The sequence below is a fragment of the Streptococcus halitosis genome, assembly GCF_003143695.2.
Classification (GTDB): Bacteria; Bacillota; Bacilli; order Lactobacillales; family Streptococcaceae; genus Streptococcus; species Streptococcus halitosis.
Genome location: NZ_QEMY02000001.1, coordinates 420,612 through 436,584, shown reverse-complemented (window position 1 = coordinate 436,584; position 15,973 = coordinate 420,612). Strand labels below are relative to the sequence as shown.

Annotated in this window: 17 protein-coding genes; 15 read left to right on the top strand and 2 right to left on the bottom strand. The window is 41.4% G+C overall.

Annotated features, from left to right (window positions below):
• Nucleotides 1–47: 47 nt before the first annotated feature.
• The 15 genes from DB729_RS02160 to DB729_RS02085 all read left to right on the top strand — a co-directional run bounded on the left by DB729_RS02160 (nucleotide 48) and on the right by DB729_RS02085 (nucleotide 13,568).
• Complete coding sequence (locus tag DB729_RS02160; RefSeq protein ID WP_000390701.1) at nucleotides 48–254, top strand: hypothetical protein; 207 nt, start codon at nucleotides 48–50, stop codon at nucleotides 252–254.
• Entirely contained in the window at nucleotides 251–445 is a 195-nt protein-coding gene (locus tag DB729_RS02155) for a hypothetical protein (protein WP_033605886.1), read from the top strand. The genes DB729_RS02160 and DB729_RS02155 overlap by 4 nt, the downstream gene beginning before the upstream one ends.
• Complete coding sequence (locus DB729_RS02150; protein WP_109289630.1) at nucleotides 432–1,307, top strand: ABC transporter ATP-binding protein; 876 nt, start codon at nucleotides 432–434, stop codon at nucleotides 1,305–1,307. Before DB729_RS02155 ends, DB729_RS02150 begins: the two co-directional genes overlap by 14 nt.
• Before the next feature lie 12 nt (nucleotides 1,308–1,319).
• Nucleotides 1,320–2,054 (top strand): ABC transporter permease, encoded by a 735-nt coding sequence (locus tag DB729_RS02145; RefSeq protein WP_033605883.1) that lies wholly within the window; start codon nucleotides 1,320–1,322, stop codon nucleotides 2,052–2,054.
• Nucleotides 2,055–2,058: 4 nt separating this feature from the next.
• Complete coding sequence (locus DB729_RS02140) at nucleotides 2,059–3,156, top strand: sensor histidine kinase (protein ID WP_109289631.1); 1,098 nt, start codon at nucleotides 2,059–2,061, stop codon at nucleotides 3,154–3,156.
• A gap of 1 nt (nucleotide 3,157) precedes the next feature.
• Nucleotides 3,158–3,757, top strand: coding sequence for a response regulator transcription factor (locus tag DB729_RS02135; RefSeq protein WP_000772065.1), 600 nt, complete (start codon nucleotides 3,158–3,160; stop codon nucleotides 3,755–3,757).
• A gap of 303 nt (nucleotides 3,758–4,060) precedes the next feature.
• Nucleotides 4,061–4,474, top strand: coding sequence for a 30S ribosomal protein S12 (gene rpsL, locus DB729_RS02125; RefSeq protein WP_001142332.1), 414 nt, complete (start codon nucleotides 4,061–4,063; stop codon nucleotides 4,472–4,474).
• A gap of 19 nt (nucleotides 4,475–4,493) precedes the next feature.
• The gene (rpsG, locus tag DB729_RS02120) at nucleotides 4,494–4,964 is read left to right on the top strand and encodes a 30S ribosomal protein S7 (protein ID WP_000087873.1); all 471 of its coding nucleotides are present in this window, start codon (nucleotides 4,494–4,496) and stop codon (nucleotides 4,962–4,964) included.
• 279 nt (nucleotides 4,965–5,243) lie between these two features.
• Nucleotides 5,244–7,325: an elongation factor G gene (gene fusA / locus DB729_RS02115; RefSeq protein ID WP_000090342.1), complete on the top strand. Its 2,082-nt coding sequence runs from the start codon at nucleotides 5,244–5,246 to the stop codon at nucleotides 7,323–7,325.
• Nucleotides 7,326–7,655: 330 nt separating this feature from the next.
• On the top strand, nucleotides 7,656–9,356 hold the full coding sequence (locus DB729_RS02110; protein ID WP_109289632.1) for an acetolactate synthase large subunit: 1,701 nt from the start codon (nucleotides 7,656–7,658) through the stop codon (nucleotides 9,354–9,356).
• Nucleotides 9,349–9,825: an acetolactate synthase small subunit gene (ilvN, locus tag DB729_RS02105; protein ID WP_001253806.1), complete on the top strand. Its 477-nt coding sequence runs from the start codon at nucleotides 9,349–9,351 to the stop codon at nucleotides 9,823–9,825. The genes DB729_RS02110 and ilvN overlap by 8 nt, the downstream gene beginning before the upstream one ends.
• A gap of 89 nt (nucleotides 9,826–9,914) precedes the next feature.
• Nucleotides 9,915–10,937, top strand: a complete 1,023-nt coding sequence (gene ilvC, locus DB729_RS02100) for a ketol-acid reductoisomerase (RefSeq protein ID WP_000290683.1) — start codon at nucleotides 9,915–9,917, stop codon at nucleotides 10,935–10,937.
• 79 nt (nucleotides 10,938–11,016) lie between these two features.
• Nucleotides 11,017–12,267 (top strand): threonine ammonia-lyase IlvA, encoded by a 1,251-nt coding sequence (gene ilvA, locus DB729_RS02095; protein WP_084852718.1) that lies wholly within the window; start codon nucleotides 11,017–11,019, stop codon nucleotides 12,265–12,267.
• A gap of 82 nt (nucleotides 12,268–12,349) precedes the next feature.
• Nucleotides 12,350–13,246, top strand: a complete 897-nt coding sequence (locus DB729_RS02090) for an SPFH domain-containing protein (RefSeq protein WP_000244068.1) — start codon at nucleotides 12,350–12,352, stop codon at nucleotides 13,244–13,246.
• A 106-nt stretch (nucleotides 13,247–13,352) separates the two neighbouring features.
• Complete coding sequence (locus DB729_RS02085; protein WP_000241003.1) at nucleotides 13,353–13,568, top strand: capsule biosynthesis transcriptional regulator; 216 nt, start codon at nucleotides 13,353–13,355, stop codon at nucleotides 13,566–13,568.
• A 92-nt stretch (nucleotides 13,569–13,660) separates the two neighbouring features.
• Here the strand turns inward: DB729_RS02085 and DB729_RS02080 are convergent, their stop codons facing one another.
• On the bottom strand, nucleotides 13,661–14,401 hold the full coding sequence (locus DB729_RS02080; protein ID WP_109289633.1) for an amino acid ABC transporter ATP-binding protein: 741 nt from the start codon (nucleotides 14,399–14,401) through the stop codon (nucleotides 13,661–13,663).
• Nucleotides 14,398–15,966 (bottom strand): ABC transporter substrate-binding protein/permease, encoded by a 1,569-nt coding sequence (locus DB729_RS02075; RefSeq protein ID WP_109289634.1) that lies wholly within the window; start codon nucleotides 15,964–15,966, stop codon nucleotides 14,398–14,400. Before DB729_RS02075 ends, DB729_RS02080 begins: the two co-directional genes overlap by 4 nt.
• Nucleotides 15,967–15,973: the final 7 nt, after the last annotated feature.

Below are 15,973 nucleotides of genomic sequence, written 5' to 3'. Positions count from 1 at the left end.
AAGCATCTAGCTCCGCCAACTTCAAAAGACTATAATTGAAGTATGAAATGGAGGAAGAAGAAATGAAAAATAAAATGATTGTCGCAGTGAGTTTAGTAGCAGCAGGAGTTATGACCTATCTCATGTTTTCAGGATTGGACGAGGGTTTCTATCATTTTCCTTGGGAGCTATTTGCTGGCTTTGGAATGATGTCTTGGCTTGTTAGAGAAGGTTTAAAATTAGTCAGAGATGTGAAAAAGGAGTTTGAGGAATGAAAAAGGCAATCATCTATCTCTTTATCGGCCTGTCACTCTTAGTATGGTTAGTGGAAATGTTTACTGGTTGGTTTGACCAAACCTTGCTTCGCCAATTCATTCGTGGTGCTTGGGGTTTTGGATTTATGATTTTCATTGTTTTCCCTATGGGAATGAAGTGGTTGAAAGGAGAATCTCATGACTGTGATTAAAGTTGAGAAATTGAGTAAGAAAATAAAAGACAAGGAGATCTTGCGTGATATCTCTTTTGAAATCAATGACGGAGAATGTGTCGCCTTGATCGGTCCTAACGGAGCAGGAAAAACAACCTTGATTGATTGCCTCTTGGGCGACAAGTTCATGAGCTCAGGTCAGATAGCCATTCAAGGGTTTGCGCCAACAGATCCTCGATTAAAGCAGCTTATTTCTGTCTTGCCCCAAGAAAATGCAGTTGTTCAAAGCTTGAAAGTGAAAGAACTTCTATCATTTTTCAAGTCACTTTATCCCGACAGCCTTTCAGACAAAGAAATTGATGACTTGCTAAGATTCTCAGACAAGCAGAAAAATCAGCTAGCGGGCAAGCTGTCTGGTGGGCAAAAACGTTTGTTCTCTTTCGTGTTGGCTTTAATAGGTCGTCCGAAAATTCTATTTTTAGACGAGCCAACTGTTGCCATGGATACCTCGACACGTCAGCATTTTTGGGAAATTGTTAATCAGTTAAAGAAAAATGGTGTGACCATTGTTTATTCTTCTCACTACATCGAAGAGGTAGAGCATACGGCTGACCGCATTTTGGTTCTCCACAAGGGAGAATTGATTCGCGATACGACGCCTTATGCCATGCGTGGTGAAGAACAAGAAAAACATTTTACGGTACCTCTAACTTATCAGGAATTTATCAGCACTTTGGACCAGGTTCAAGAGATTGAAATTAAGCAAAATGCCCTTTCCTTCACCACCAAAGAAGCTAGCCAGGTATGGAAAGTCTTGCAAGAACAGGGCTGCACGATTGAAGAAATTGAAGTTCGCAATCGAACTCTCTTAGACAGTATCTTCGAAACGACTCAAGACTAAAGGAGATTGATGATGAAAAATATGACAAGTCTCATGAAAGTGGAAATCATTCAGATGAAACGGCAAGCAGTCTACTACTTGCTATCCATCGGACTTCCAAGTGTGTTTTACCTTATATTTTCTGGTATGATGTCAGGATCAGATGTTCCAGAAATTGTTCTTAAAGCCTATCTTTTTGCCATGACGCTCTTTAGTATCATGTCAAGCGCCTTTTTCAGTATCCCTAGCACACTCGAGTCTGACAAGACGAATAACTGGCAAAAATTGCTTCAACATTCTCCTGTATCTATGGTAGAATATTATGTATCAAAACTGTTCAGTACTCTGCTGACTTTCTTGTTATCAATTATAGTTGTCTTTTCGGTTGGTCATTTTGTCCGTGGAGTGACTCTGCCTTGGCTTGATTGGTTGGTGATTGGAGTTGTTTTGCTGGTCGGAAGCGTGGTCTTTATCAGCATGGGGGTATTGGTGAGCTTGCTTCCCAGCGCCCAACTGATGACGGTTATTGGAAATATTGCCTACATTGCTTTGGCTGTCCTCGGTGGACTCTGGTTCCCTTTGAGTTCCTTCCCAGAATGGCTCCAATCCATTGGAAAACTGACCCCAACCTATCAACTGATGCAGGTTGTCTCTACTTATTTGGAGCACCACGAGTTTAACATTCTTGCTGCCTTGGTTGTACTAGGTTATACAGTTTTCTTTGGTGTCTTGGTCATCCAACTGAAAAAACGGATCGAGGTAAAATAAATCTATGTTGGAAAAATTAAAAAACACTCATTATATGTTTCATATTTCAACAGTGTTTATCATCTTTCCTATAGCGGGTGTCATTGTTGGAGAGTACCCGCTTTTAACCTTGTTATGGACTCTACTATTTGTCCTAGCTTTCTATTCGGTTTTAGTCAGTCAGAATCGCACCGTGCAGTGGCTGGCTTGGTGGATCATGCTTGCCTACATTTTTTACAGTTCCGTCTGGCTGAATGGGAGCTTCGCTTGGTTTATCTTTTATTTATCAAACCTCCTCATTTACCAACTGGATGAGATATCTTTTCACTCTTGGCGTTTTGTCAGTTTTATTGTCTTGCAACCCTTGATTTTGACAGGGATTTATATGGTCGATCAAGTTAGTCCCTGGCAACTCCTCTTTTTCTTGGTGACTTTTGTCTTTTCTGATGCCTTGACTTTTGGTCTCTATCGAATTCGTATAGCAGAAGAGTTAAAAGAAGAAAAGATGAAACAAAATGCCAAGCTTAATCTTTTCTTGGCTGAAAATGAACGCAGTCGTATCGGTCAGGACCTCCATGACAGCCTAGGCCATACTTTTGCCATGTTGAGTGTGAAGACGGACCTTGCCCTCCAGCTTCTCCAAATGCAGGCCTATCCTCAAGTGGAAAAAGAATTAAAAGAAATTCATCAGATCAGTAAAGAATCCATGAATGAAGTTCGTACAATTATCGAAAATCTTAAAACAAGAACCCTTGCTTCCGAATTTGCGACTGTTAAAAAAATGCTGGAAATTGCAGGAATTGAAACGGAAATCAATCACCAACTAGATACAGCTAGCCTAACTCAGGAGTTAGAATCAACGGCCTCCATGATTTTACTTGAGTTAGTGACCAACATTATCAAACATGCCAAAGCATCGAAAGCCTACTTAAAATTAGAACGAACAGAGAAAGAACTCATTCTAACAGTGAGAGATAATGGCTGTGGATTTGCTTCTCTAAAAGGGGATGAGCTCCATACCGTTCGAGACCGTGTCCTTCCATTTTCAGGAGAAGTAAAGGTGATCAGTCAAAAGCAGCCTACTGAAGTGCAGGTTCGGCTACCTTATAAGGAGAGAAACTAAGATGAAACTACTTGTTGCAGAAGATCAAAGTATGTTGCGAGATGCTATGTGCCAGTTGCTTACCTTTCAACCAGATGTAGAGTCTGTCCTACAAGCCAAGGATGGCCAAGAAGCAATCCAACTTTTAGAAAAAGAGTCTGTGGATATCGCCATTCTTGACGTAGAAATGCCTGTTAAGACAGGCCTCGAAGTCTTGGAGTGGATACGAGCAGAAAAGCTAGAAACAAAGGTAGTTGTGGTGACGACCTTCAAACGTCCCGGATATTTTGAACGTGCGGTCAAGGCTGGAGTGGATGCTTATGTCTTGAAAGAAAGAAGCATTGCAGACCTCATGCAAACCTTGCACACTGTTCTCGAAGGACGCAAGGAATATTCGCCTGAATTGATGGAAGTGGTGATGACGCACCCTAACCCGTTAACAGAACAAGAAATCGCTGTTTTAAAGGGGATTGCTCAGGGCTTGTCTAATCAAGAAATCGCGGATCAGCTTTATCTATCAAATGGAACCGTCCGAAACTATGTCACCAATATTCTTTCGAAACTAGATGCTGGTAATCGAACAGAGGCAGCCAACATTGCAAAAGAATCTGGTTGGCTTTGATAACAACTCAAATGATTGCTAAATTGAAGGAAATCCATACTAGACAGGAGGAGGCAAATTGCCTCTTTTTCTGGTTTAGAAAAGCGGGGAAAGCTAGTGTCAAAGAGTTAAAAGATCAGAATAAAAATGAAAAATATCTTGACAATGAAGGGAAAATTGTGTTACAATAATAGACGGTACTTTTTACTTTTGGTCTCTCAAAAGTGTACAGGGACGTGCTGACAAATGTTGCAAAAGTACACACAGATGGTAGCTGTCACCAAGTGTATCATCACCAAAAATAAAAAACACAGGAGAATGTAGATGCCTACAATTAACCAATTGGTTCGCAAACCGCGTAAATCAAAAGTAGAAAAATCTAAATCACCAGCTTTGAACGTTGGTTACAACAGTCATAAAAAAGTTCAAACAAACGTTTCTTCACCACAAAAACGTGGTGTTGCAACTCGTGTTGGAACAATGACACCTAAAAAACCTAACTCTGCCCTTCGTAAATTCGCTCGTGTACGTTTGAGTAACCTTATCGAAGTTACTGCCTATATCCCAGGTATCGGACACAACTTGCAAGAACACAGCGTGGTGCTTCTTCGTGGTGGACGTGTAAAAGACCTTCCAGGGGTACGTTACCATATCGTCCGTGGTGCACTTGATACTGCAGGTGTTAACGATCGTAAACAAGGCCGTTCTAAATACGGTACTAAACGTCCAAAAGCATAAGGAAAGGGGATAAAGAGAAATGAGTCGTAAAAATAGAGCTCCAAAACGTGACGTATTGCCAGATCCGCTTTACAATTCACAACTAGTTACTCGTCTTATCAACCGCGTTATGCTTGATGGTAAACGTGGTACAGCTGCTTCAATCGTTTACGGTGCTTTTGAGCAAATCAAAGAAGCTACTGGCAACGATGCACTTGAAGTATTTGAAACAGCTATGGAAAACATCATGCCTGTACTTGAAGTACGTGCACGTCGTGTTGGTGGATCTAACTACCAAGTCCCAGTTGAAGTTCGTCCAGAACGCCGTACAACACTTGGACTTCGTTGGTTGGTAACTATTGCTCGCCTTCGCGGTGAACACACAATGCAAGACCGTCTTGCAAAAGAAATCTTGGATGCTGCTAACAATACTGGTGCAGCAGTTAAGAAACGTGAAGACACTCACCGTATGGCTGAAGCTAACCGTGCCTTTGCACACTTCCGTTGGTAATAAAATGATACTAAGAGCGGTAAAGGCCCAAGGCAAAAATAGGAAACTGATGCAGTGTTCCGTGAACACAAAGCAGTTTATCTTTTTTGCACCGGGCCTCGCTCGGGTTCAAATCAGCTAACTTGAGCTTTTAGCCCGAGTTCAATTCAACTTGTCTACAAGTTGAAACCAACAAAAACAAGATAAACATTAAGAACGGGTAGGTCCTGCCTATCCGTTTTTATTAAAATCGTGTTATAATAGAATAGAAATCAAAAATAAATAGGAGAAACAAACCTCATGGCACGCGAATTTTCACTTGAAAAAACTCGTAATATCGGTATCATGGCTCACGTCGATGCCGGTAAAACAACAACTACTGAGCGTATTCTTTACTACACTGGTAAAATCCACAAAATCGGTGAAACTCACGAAGGTGCGTCACAAATGGACTGGATGGAGCAAGAGCAAGAACGTGGTATCACTATCACATCTGCTGCGACAACAGCTCAATGGAACAACCACCGTGTAAACATCATCGACACACCGGGGCACGTGGACTTCACAATTGAAGTACAACGTTCTCTTCGTGTATTGGACGGTGCAGTTACTGTTCTTGACTCACAATCAGGTGTTGAGCCTCAAACTGAAACAGTTTGGCGTCAAGCAACTGAGTATGGAGTTCCACGTATCGTATTTGCTAACAAAATGGACAAAATCGGTGCTGACTTCCTTTACTCAGTAAGCACACTTCACGACCGTCTTCAAGCGAATGCACACCCAATCCAATTGCCAATCGGTGCTGAAGATGATTTCCGTGGTATCATCGACTTGATCAAGATGAAAGCTGAAATCTATACAAACGACCTTGGTACAGATATCCTTGAAGAGGATATTCCAGCTGAATACCTTGAACAAGCTCAAGAATACCGTGAAAAATTGATCGAAGCAGTTGCTGAAACTGATGAAGATTTGATGATGAAATACCTCGAAGGTGAAGAAATCACTAACGAAGAATTGAAAGCGGGTATCCGTAAAGCTACTATCAATGTTGAATTCTTCCCAGTATTGTGTGGTTCTGCCTTCAAAAACAAAGGTGTTCAATTGATGCTTGATGCGGTTATCGACTACCTTCCAAGCCCGCTTGACATCCCAGCAATCAAAGGTGTTAACCCAGATACAGATGAAGAAGAAACTCGTCCAGCATCTGATGAAGAGCCATTTGCAGCTCTTGCCTTCAAGATCATGACAGACCCATTCGTAGGTCGTTTGACATTCTTCCGTGTTTACTCAGGTGTTCTTCAATCAGGTTCATACGTATTGAATACTTCTAAAGGTAAACGTGAACGTATCGGACGTATCCTTCAAATGCACGCTAACAGCCGTAAAGAAATCGACACTGTTTACTCAGGTGATATCGCTGCTGCCGTTGGTTTGAAAGATACGACAACTGGTGACTCATTGACTGATGAAAAAGCTAAAATCATCCTTGAATCAATCGACGTTCCAGAACCAGTTATCCAATTGATGGTTGAGCCAAAATCTAAAGCAGACCAAGACAAGATGGGTATCGCTCTTCAAAAATTGGCTGAAGAAGATCCAACATTCCGCGTTGAAACAAACGTTGAAACTGGCGAAACAGTTATCTCTGGTATGGGTGAGCTTCACCTTGACGTCCTTGTTGACCGTATGCGTCGTGAGTTTAAAGTTGAAGCGAACGTAGGTGCTCCTCAAGTATCTTACCGTGAAACATTCCGCGCTTCTACTCAAGCACGTGGATTCTTCAAACGTCAGTCTGGTGGTAAAGGTCAATTCGGTGATGTATGGATTGAATTTACTCCAAACGAAGAAGGTAAAGGATTCGAATTTGAAAACGCAATCGTCGGTGGTGTGGTTCCTCGTGAATTTATCCCAGCGGTTGAAAAAGGTCTTGTAGAAGCAATGGCTAACGGTGTTCTTGCAGGTTACCCAATTGTTGACGTTAAAGCTAAACTTTACGATGGTTCATACCACGATGTCGACTCATCTGAAACTGCCTTCAAGATTGCTGCATCTCTTGCACTTAAAGAAGCTGCTAAGACTGCACAACCAGCTATCCTTGAACCAATGATGCTTGTAACAATCACTGTTCCAGAAGAAAACCTTGGTGATGTTATGGGTCACGTAACTGCTCGTCGTGGACGTGTAGATGGTATGGAAGCACACGGTAACAGCCAAATCGTTCGTGCTTACGTTCCACTTGCTGAAATGTTCGGTTACGCAACAGTTCTTCGTTCTGCATCTCAAGGACGTGGTACATTCATGATGGTATTTGACCACTATGAAGATGTACCTAAGTCAGTACAAGAAGAAATCATTAAGAAAAACAAAGGTGAAGAATAATCTGTCTTCGCAATAGAAGGAAGTCACTTAGTAGCTTCCTTTTTTATTACCTTTATTTCACACAGATTTGCTGGATATATTATGGAAATTTAGGAATTAAATGAAAATCTTGCCAACTTCCATCCCATATACGAAGAAATTAGACTGATTTAATAAATGAAAGCAAGGAAAAGTTCCTTATTTTGATGATATGTTAATAAAAATGATAAAAAAGTTCATAAATACACTTTTAGATAGAAAATTCAGAAAATTGCTTCTTTTGTCTTGAAAATTTTTGAAAAAATGGTATGATAGTAACAAGCTATTTTTAAGAGAAGAGAAAGGGGAACAATGGAGAAAATCAGTTTAGAATCTCCTAAGACGGGGTCGGATCTAGTTTTGGAAACACTTCGTGATTTAGGAATTGATACCATATTTGGCTATCCTGGTGGTGCAGTCTTACCTTTGTATGATGCGATATACAATTTTAAAGGCATTCGTCACATTTTAGGACGCCATGAGCAAGGTTGTTTGCACGAAGCTGAAGGATATGCCAAATCAACTGGAAAGTTGGGTGTTGCTGTCGTCACGAGTGGACCAGGAGCTACAAATGCCATTACAGGGATTGCAGATGCCATGAGCGATAGCGTTCCCCTTTTGGTCTTTACGGGTCAGGTGGCGCGAGCAGGGATTGGGAAGGATGCCTTTCAGGAGGCGGATATTGTCGGTATTACCATGCCCATTACCAAGTACAATTACCAAGTTCGTGAGACAGCTGATATTCCTCGTATCATTACGGAAGCTGTCCATATCGCGACCACAGGTCGTCCAGGTCCAGTCGTGATTGACTTGCCTAAGGATGTATCTGCTCTTGAAACAGACTTCATCTATTCACCCGAAGTGAATTTGCCAAGTTATCAACCGACTCTAGAGCCAAATGACATGCAAATCAAGAAAATTTTGAAGCAATTGTCAAAAGCCAAGAAGCCTGTTTTATTGGCAGGTGGTGGAGTTAGTTATGCAGAAGCAGCTACAGAACTCAATGAATTTGCTGAACGTTACCAAATCCCAGTAGTGACCAGTCTTTTGGGGCAAGGTACGATTGCAACGAGTCATCCCCTCTTCCTAGGGATGGGAGGCATGCACGGTTCTTTCGCGGCCAACATTGCAATGACTGAAGCGGACTTTATGATTAGTATTGGTTGCCGTTTCGATGACCGCTTGACGGGAAATCCTAAGACCTTTGCGAAGAATGCTAAGGTTGCCCACATTGATATTGACCCAGCTGAGATTGGCAAGATTATCAGAGCAGATATTCCTGTGGTGGGGGATGCTAAGAAAGCCTTGCAGATGCTACTAGCAGAACCAACTGTTCATAACAATACTGAAAAGTGGATTGAAAAAGTCACCAAGGACAAGAATCGAGTTCGTTCTTATGATAAGAAAGAACGTGTGGTTCAACCTCAAGCCGTTATTGAACGCATTGGTGAGTTGACGAATGGGGATGCCATTGTTGTAACTGACGTTGGTCAACATCAAATGTGGACAGCTCAGTATTATCCTTACCAAAATGAGCGTCAGTTAGTCACTTCAGGTGGTTTGGGTACCATGGGCTTCGGAGTTCCTGCAGCTATCGGAGCTAAGATTGCCAATCCAGAAAAAGAAGTTATCCTTTTTGTTGGTGATGGTGGTTTCCAAATGACCAACCAAGAGCTAGCAATCCTAAACATCTACAAGGTGCCGATTAAGGTTGTCATGTTGAATAACCACTCACTAGGAATGGTTCGTCAGTGGCAGGAATCCTTCTATGAGGGTAGAACTTCCGAGTCAGTCTTTGATACACTTCCTGACTTCCAGCTGATGGCACAGGCTTACGGCATCAAAAACTATAAATTTGATAATCCGGAGACGCTAGAGAAGGATCTAGAAGTCATTCTGGAGGATGTGCCCATGCTTATCGAGGTGGATATTTCTCGTAAGGAACAGGTTTTACCGATGGTACCAGCTGGTAAGAGCAATCATGAGATGTTGGGGGTGAAGTTCCATGCGTAGAATGTTAACAGCAAAACTACAAAATCGTTCGGGAGTCCTCAATCGCTTTACAGGTGTCCTTTCTCGTCGTCAGGTCAACATTGAAAGTATTTCAGTTGGTGCGACAGAGAATCCTGATGTATCACGGATTACCATCATTATCGATGTAGCTTCACACGATGAAGTAGAGCAAATCATTAAACAACTGAATCGTCAGATTGATGTGATTCGCATTCGAGATATCACAGATAAACCACACTTGGAAAGAGAAGTTATCTTGGTAAAAGTATCTGCTCCTGCTGAAAAGCGTGCAGAAATCTTGGCCATTATCCAACCTTTCCGTGCAACGGTAGTAGATGTGGCTCCAAGCTCCATCACTATTCAGATGACTGGAAATGCTGAAAAGAGTGAAGCTTTATTGCGAGTGATTCGACCATATGGTATCAAAAATATCGCTCGTACGGGTGCAACTGGATTTACCCGCGACTAATACTCTTTGATTTTCAATGAGTATAAAATCCAGCATAAATTTGTTTAACCAGCCTATAAGGCAATAAAAATAGAAAAGAGAGAAAAACTATGGCAGTTCAAATGGAATACGAAAAAGATGTTAAAGTAGCAGCGCTTGACGGTAAAAAAATCGCCGTAATCGGTTATGGTTCACAAGGACATGCGCATGCGCAAAACTTGCGTGACTCAGGTCGTGATGTCATCATTGGTGTGCGTCCAGGTAAATCTTTTGACAAAGCAAAAGAAGATGGATTTGACACTTACACAGTAGCAGAAGCAACTAAATTGGCTGACGTTATCATGATCTTGGCACCAGATGAAATCCAACAAGAATTGTACGAAGCAGAAATCGCTCCAAACTTGGAAGCAGGAAATGCAGTTGGATTTGCCCATGGTTTCAACATCCACTTTGAATTTATCAAAGTTCCTGCAGATGTAGATGTCTTCATGTGTGCTCCTAAAGGACCAGGACACTTGGTACGTCGTACTTACGAAGAAGGTTTTGGTGTTCCAGCTCTTTATGCAGTATACCAAGACGCTACAGGAAATGCGAAAAATATTGCTATGGACTGGTGTAAAGGTGTTGGAGCAGCTCGTGTCGGTTTGCTTGAAACAACTTACAAAGAAGAAACTGAAGAAGATTTGTTTGGTGAACAAGCTGTACTTTGTGGTGGTTTGACTGCCCTTATCGAAGCAGGTTTTGAAGTCTTGACAGAAGCAGGATACGCCCCAGAATTGGCTTACTTTGAAGTTCTTCATGAAATGAAATTGATCGTTGACTTGATCTATGAAGGTGGATTCAAGAAAATGCGTCAATCAATTTCTAACACTGCTGAATACGGTGACTATGTATCAGGTCCACGTGTGATTACTGAGCAAGTTAAAGAAAACATGAAAGCTGTCTTGGCAGATATCCAAAATGGTAAATTTGCAAATGACTTTGTAAATGACTACAAGGCTGGACGTCCAAAATTGACTGCTTACCGTGAACAAGCAGCTAACCTTGAAATTGAAAAAGTTGGTGCTGAATTGCGTAAAGCAATGCCATTCGTTGGTAAAAACGACGACGACGCATTCAAAATCTACAACTAATTCTTGTGAAGAAAAACAGAAGGCGAGTTGGGGGTACCTAACTCGCTTTTTATCTTAAACAGTATTTGAGGAGGAGACAATGCTAAGTGCAAAAGACGTGGTGAAAGCCCACAAAGTATTGAGTGGTGTAGTAGTCAATACTCCACTTGATTATGATCATTATTTATCGGAGAAGTATGGTGCTAAGATTTATTTGAAGAAGGAGAATGCCCAGCGTGTTCGTTCCTTTAAGATTCGCGGAGCCTATTATGCCATTTCTCAACTATCAAAAGAAGAACGTGAGCGTGGTGTAGTCTGTGCCTCTGCAGGAAATCACGCCCAAGGTGTCGCCTATACTTGTAATGAGATGAAGATTCCTGCAACCATCTTTATGCCCATCACAACACCGCAACAAAAGATTGGACAGGTTCGCTTTTTTGGTGGTGATTTTGTGACAATCAAGTTAGTTGGAGATACCTTTGATGCCTCAGCTAAAGCAGCTCAAGAATTTACAGTTTCTGAAAACCGCACCTTTATTGATCCCTTTGATGATGCTCATGTCCAAGCAGGTCAAGGGACTGTCGCCTATGAAATTCTTGAAGAAGCTCGTAAAGAGTCTATCGATTTTGATACAGTACTTGTACCAGTAGGCGGTGGCGGACTGATTGCAGGGGTTTCGACCTATATCAAAGAAACCAACCCGACTATTGAAGTGATTGGGGTAGAAGCTAATGGTGCTCGCTCGATGAAGGCGGCCTTTGAGGCTGGGGGACCAGTCAAACTCAAAGAAATTGATAAGTTTGCTGATGGGATAGCTGTACAGAAGGTTGGACAGTTGACCTATGAAGCGACCCGTCAGAATGTTGAAACGCTGATTGGGGTAGATGAGGGATTGATTTCTGAAACCTTGATTGATCTTTATTCCAAACAAGGAATTGTAGCGGAACCAGCAGGGGCTGCTAGTGTTGCAGCCTTGGAAGTTTTATCAGACTATATCAAAGGAAAGACGATTTGTTGTATCATTTCTGGGGGGAATAACGATATCAACCGTATGCCAGAGATGGAAGAACGTGCTTTGATATACGATGGAATCAAGCATTACTTTGTGGTGAACTTTCCACAGCGTCCTGGAGCCCTCCGAGAGTTTGTAAATGATATCTTGGGGCCAAATGATGACATCACTCGTTTTGAATATATCAAACGAGCAAGTAAGGGGACGGGTCCTGTATTGATTGGGATTGCTCTTGCCAATAAGCATGATTATGCTGGATTGATTCATCGAATGGAAAAGTTTGACCCGTCTTATATTAATTTGAATGGAAATGAAACATTGTATAATATGTTAGTTTAAACTAAAATAAAATTATTATCATATTATTTGCGTAATGATAACGATGGTGTTATAATGAGGGTGATGAAAGGGGGAGATTCCCATGGTTTTACAAATTTTACTTGTTGTATTGATTTTAGTGGTGATTGCATCAGTGATTACGATTAGTTCTGTATATGTGGTACGACAACAATCTGTCGCTATTATAGAACGCTTTGGTAAATACCAAAAGTTGAGCAATAGTGGTATTCATTTGCGGGCTCCCTTTGGGATTGATAGAATTGCAGCAAGAGTACAACTACGCTTGTTGCAGAGTGAAATCGTTGTAGAGACAAAGACGCAAGATAATGTATTTGTAACGATGAATGTGGCAACTCAGTATCGAGTGAATGAAAACAATGTCACAGATGCCTATTATAAATTGATGCGTCCAGAAGCCCAAATCAAATCCTATATTGAAGATGCTTTGCGTTCATCTGTACCAAAGTTAACCCTAGATGAGTTGTTTGAGAAGAAGGATGAAATCGCCTTAGAAGTTCAAAAACAAGTGGCAGAAGAAATGTCTACGTATGGGTATATCATTGTCAAAACTCTGATTACTAAGGTTGAACCTGATGCTGAAGTAAAACAATCAATGAATGAAATCAATGCAGCTCAACGTAAGAGAGTTGCAGCGCAAGAACTTGCTGAAGCAGATAAGATTAAGATCGTGACCGCGGCAGAAGCAGAAGCAGAAAAAGATCGCCTACATGGTGTGGGGATTGCAGAACAGCGTAAAGCGATTGTTGACGGACTGGCTGATTCTATCAAAGAGTTAAAGGGAGCTAATGTTGAGCTAACTGAAGAACAAATCATGTCTATCCTATTAACGAACCAGTATTTAGATACATTGAATAATTTTGCAGAAAAAGAAGGAAATAATACAATCTTCCTACCAGCAAATCCTAATGGAGTTGAAGATATAAGAACTCATATATTATCGGCTTTAAAAGCTAAATAAAAATATGCAGAATAATATAGTTGTGACGAATATATGTTTTTTTATTGACAGATGAAATAAAAACGTATACAATTAGGAATTGTAAAGAATAATTCAGGAGAAGAACATGGTTAAGTCAAACTTTGAAAAGGTAGAAGCAGTTGTTGGCTGGGTTCGTGATAAGAAGATCACAGGTTACCGTATCTCTAAAGAAACGAATGCGCGTGAAATGTCTATCATTGCCCTAGCGCAAGGACGCGCAAAAGTTAAAAATATTTCATTTGAAACAGCTCTTAGTTTAATCGATTTCTATGAAAAAAATCATGAAAAATTTGAAGATTGAACTGTGGTTACAGGCAGATTCCTGAATCGAGTCTGCCTTTTATTTACAATTACAAACTAAAAAGACTGCATTCTGTATGCAGTCTTTATTTATTAACTGAGATAACGCTGAAGGAATTCTTTTGTCCGTTCTTCTTTAGGGTTCGTGAAGAGTTCTTCAGGTTTACCTTCTTCTGCAATGATTCCCTTGTCCATGAAGATGACACGATGGGAGACGTCGCGAGCAAATTCCATTTCGTGGGTTACAACAATCATGGTCAAGCCTTCTTGAGCTAGGTCCTGCATAATTTTGAGGACTTCTCCGACCATTTCGGGGTCAAGGGCAGATGTTGGTTCGTCGAAGAGAATGGCGTCAGGATTCATGGAGAGTGCACGAGCGATAGCTACACGTTGCTTTTGTCCACCAGAAAGTTGCTTCGGCTTGGCTTGCCAGTAACGTTCTCCCATACCAACTTTTTCAAGATTCTCTTTGGCAATTTTTTCAGCTTCAGAGCGTTCTCGTTTAAGGACAGTCGTTTGGGCGACGATGGTATTTTCGAGGACATTCAGATTTTCAAAGAGATTGAAAGATTGGAAAACCATACCGAGCTTTTCACGATAATGGGTGAGGTTATAGCCTTTTTCCAGGACATTTTCTCCGCGATAGAGAATCTCTCCTCCTGTAGGTGTTTCTAGTAAATTAATCGAACGAAGGAAGGTTGATTTTCCGCTTCCCGAGCTTCCGATGATGGAAATAACCTCTCCTTTATGGACGGTGAGAGAAATGTCTTTTAGCACTTCATTTTGTCCATAGGATTTTTTTAGGTGTTTGATTTCAAGGATTGGTTGTGTCATTTTTTCAAATCCCCCGTTTGCATTTGGTTAGCACCTGTAGTGTAAGTGTCCATGTCCATATAGCGTTCGATAAAACGTAGGACACGGGTCACAGTGAAGGTGAGGACAAAGTAAATCACTGCAATGATGGTAAAGGTCTGGAAGTATTGATAAGTTTGAGTCGCTACAGTATTTCCTGAGAAATAAAGCTCGACAACTGAAATAACGTTCAATACAGAGGTATCTTTGATATTGATGACAAACTCATTACCAGTAGCAGGTAGAATATTACGGACAACCTGAGGAAGGACAATCTTACGCATGGTTTGATTGTGGGTCATACCAAGAGCAGTTGCAGCTTCGAACTGTCCCTTGTCAACTGCTAGAATACCACCACGAACGATTTCTGTCATGTAGGCACCCGTGTTGATTGAGACGATAAAGATAGCAGCCAGTGTCCGGTCGAGATTGATACCGAAAGCTTGAGCAGTCCCATAGTAGATAACCATGGATTGAACAATCATCGGTGTACCACGGAAGATTTCAATATAGACATTGAGAATCCAACCGACTAGTTTTTGTAGGCTGTAAATGGCTTTGTTTTCAGAGAGAGGAGCCGTACGGAAGACACCAATGGCAAGACCGATAATGAGACCTACGATAGTTCCGATGATTGAGATTAAAAGAGTGACACCTGCGCCGCGCACGAGCTGTTGCCAGTTTTCAGAAAGAATTTTAGCAACTTGGCTGAAGAAATTACTGCTACTTTCTTCAGTTGTTGTGGCTTCGGCAGGTTGCTCCTGAATCATACGATCCATCAGAGCAACTTGTTCATCTTTGGAGATGGTTTCAATACTCGCATTGATTTGGCTGATGCGGCTGTCATCTTTACGAAGTCCAATGGCAATAGCTGTATCTTCTTCGCCAGTTTTGAAACCTGGTTGGGGTTGGATCATTTTGAACTTAGCGTTAGCAGACTCAGCGGTCATTGCTTCAGGGCGTTCCGAAACATAGGCATCAATAACACCGGCTTCCAGAGCTTGACGCATCTGAGCAAAGTCACCCATAGCTGTTTCTTTCTTGGTACCAGGAATTTGGGAAATCAAGTCATAAAGGTAAACACCTTGTTGGGAAGTGATTTTTGCTCCACTAAAGTCCTCTAAAGATTTGGCATTTGCATAGGCAGAGTCCTTTTTTACCAATAGAACGGGTTCGCTAGTATAGTAACTATTTGAAAAGGCAATTTCTTGTTTACGTTCAGCGGTTGGGCTCATACCAGCAATGATCATATCGATTTTGCCAGAAGTAAGGGCTGGAACAAGCCCTTCCCACTTGGTTTTCACGACCAAAGGTTCCTTACCTAGATCTTTGGCAATCTTTTTAGCGATTTGAACATCATAGCCGTTGGCATATTGGTTGGTACCGTCGATTTTGACAGCACCATTACTATCGTCGTCTTGGGTCCAGTTGAAGGGAGCGTAAGCTGCCTCCATCCCGATGCGTAAATATTCGTCGGCTTGGACTTGGCTAACCAGTCCTAATGTAAGGGCTAGGCTAGCAAGAATAGATAAGCATAATTTTTTCATGTTTTCT

Bases quoted from the DNA above. Each gene is read 5' to 3' on its own strand.
- DB729_RS02140 (WP_109289631.1), top strand. From the start codon at position 2,059: ATGTTGGAAAAATTAAAAAACACTCATTATATGTTTCATATTTCAACA.
- DB729_RS02090 (WP_000244068.1), top strand. From the start codon at position 12,350: ATGGTTTTACAAATTTTACTTGTTGTATTGATTTTAGTGGTGATTGCA.
- DB729_RS02155 (WP_033605886.1), top strand. From the start codon at position 251: ATGAAAAAGGCAATCATCTATCTCTTTATCGGCCTGTCACTCTTAGTA.
- rpsL (WP_001142332.1), top strand. From the start codon at position 4,061: ATGCCTACAATTAACCAATTGGTTCGCAAACCGCGTAAATCAAAAGTA.
- DB729_RS02150 (WP_109289630.1), top strand. From the start codon at position 432: ATGACTGTGATTAAAGTTGAGAAATTGAGTAAGAAAATAAAAGACAAG.
- DB729_RS02080 (WP_109289633.1), bottom strand. From the start codon at position 14,401: ATGACACAACCAATCCTTGAAATCAAACACCTAAAAAAATCCTATGGA.
- DB729_RS02110 (WP_109289632.1), top strand. From the start codon at position 7,656: ATGGAGAAAATCAGTTTAGAATCTCCTAAGACGGGGTCGGATCTAGTT.
- DB729_RS02085 (WP_000241003.1), top strand. From the start codon at position 13,353: ATGGTTAAGTCAAACTTTGAAAAGGTAGAAGCAGTTGTTGGCTGGGTT.
- ilvC (WP_000290683.1), top strand. From the start codon at position 9,915: ATGGCAGTTCAAATGGAATACGAAAAAGATGTTAAAGTAGCAGCGCTT.
- ilvA (WP_084852718.1), top strand. From the start codon at position 11,017: ATGCTAAGTGCAAAAGACGTGGTGAAAGCCCACAAAGTATTGAGTGGT.
- DB729_RS02145 (WP_033605883.1), top strand. From the start codon at position 1,320: ATGAAAAATATGACAAGTCTCATGAAAGTGGAAATCATTCAGATGAAA.
- fusA (WP_000090342.1), top strand. From the start codon at position 5,244: ATGGCACGCGAATTTTCACTTGAAAAAACTCGTAATATCGGTATCATG.
- DB729_RS02135 (WP_000772065.1), top strand. From the start codon at position 3,158: ATGAAACTACTTGTTGCAGAAGATCAAAGTATGTTGCGAGATGCTATG.
- ilvN (WP_001253806.1), top strand. From the start codon at position 9,349: ATGCGTAGAATGTTAACAGCAAAACTACAAAATCGTTCGGGAGTCCTC.
- DB729_RS02160 (WP_000390701.1), top strand. From the start codon at position 48: ATGGAGGAAGAAGAAATGAAAAATAAAATGATTGTCGCAGTGAGTTTA.
- DB729_RS02075 (WP_109289634.1), bottom strand. From the start codon at position 15,966: ATGAAAAAATTATGCTTATCTATTCTTGCTAGCCTAGCCCTTACATTA.
- rpsG (WP_000087873.1), top strand. From the start codon at position 4,494: ATGAGTCGTAAAAATAGAGCTCCAAAACGTGACGTATTGCCAGATCCG.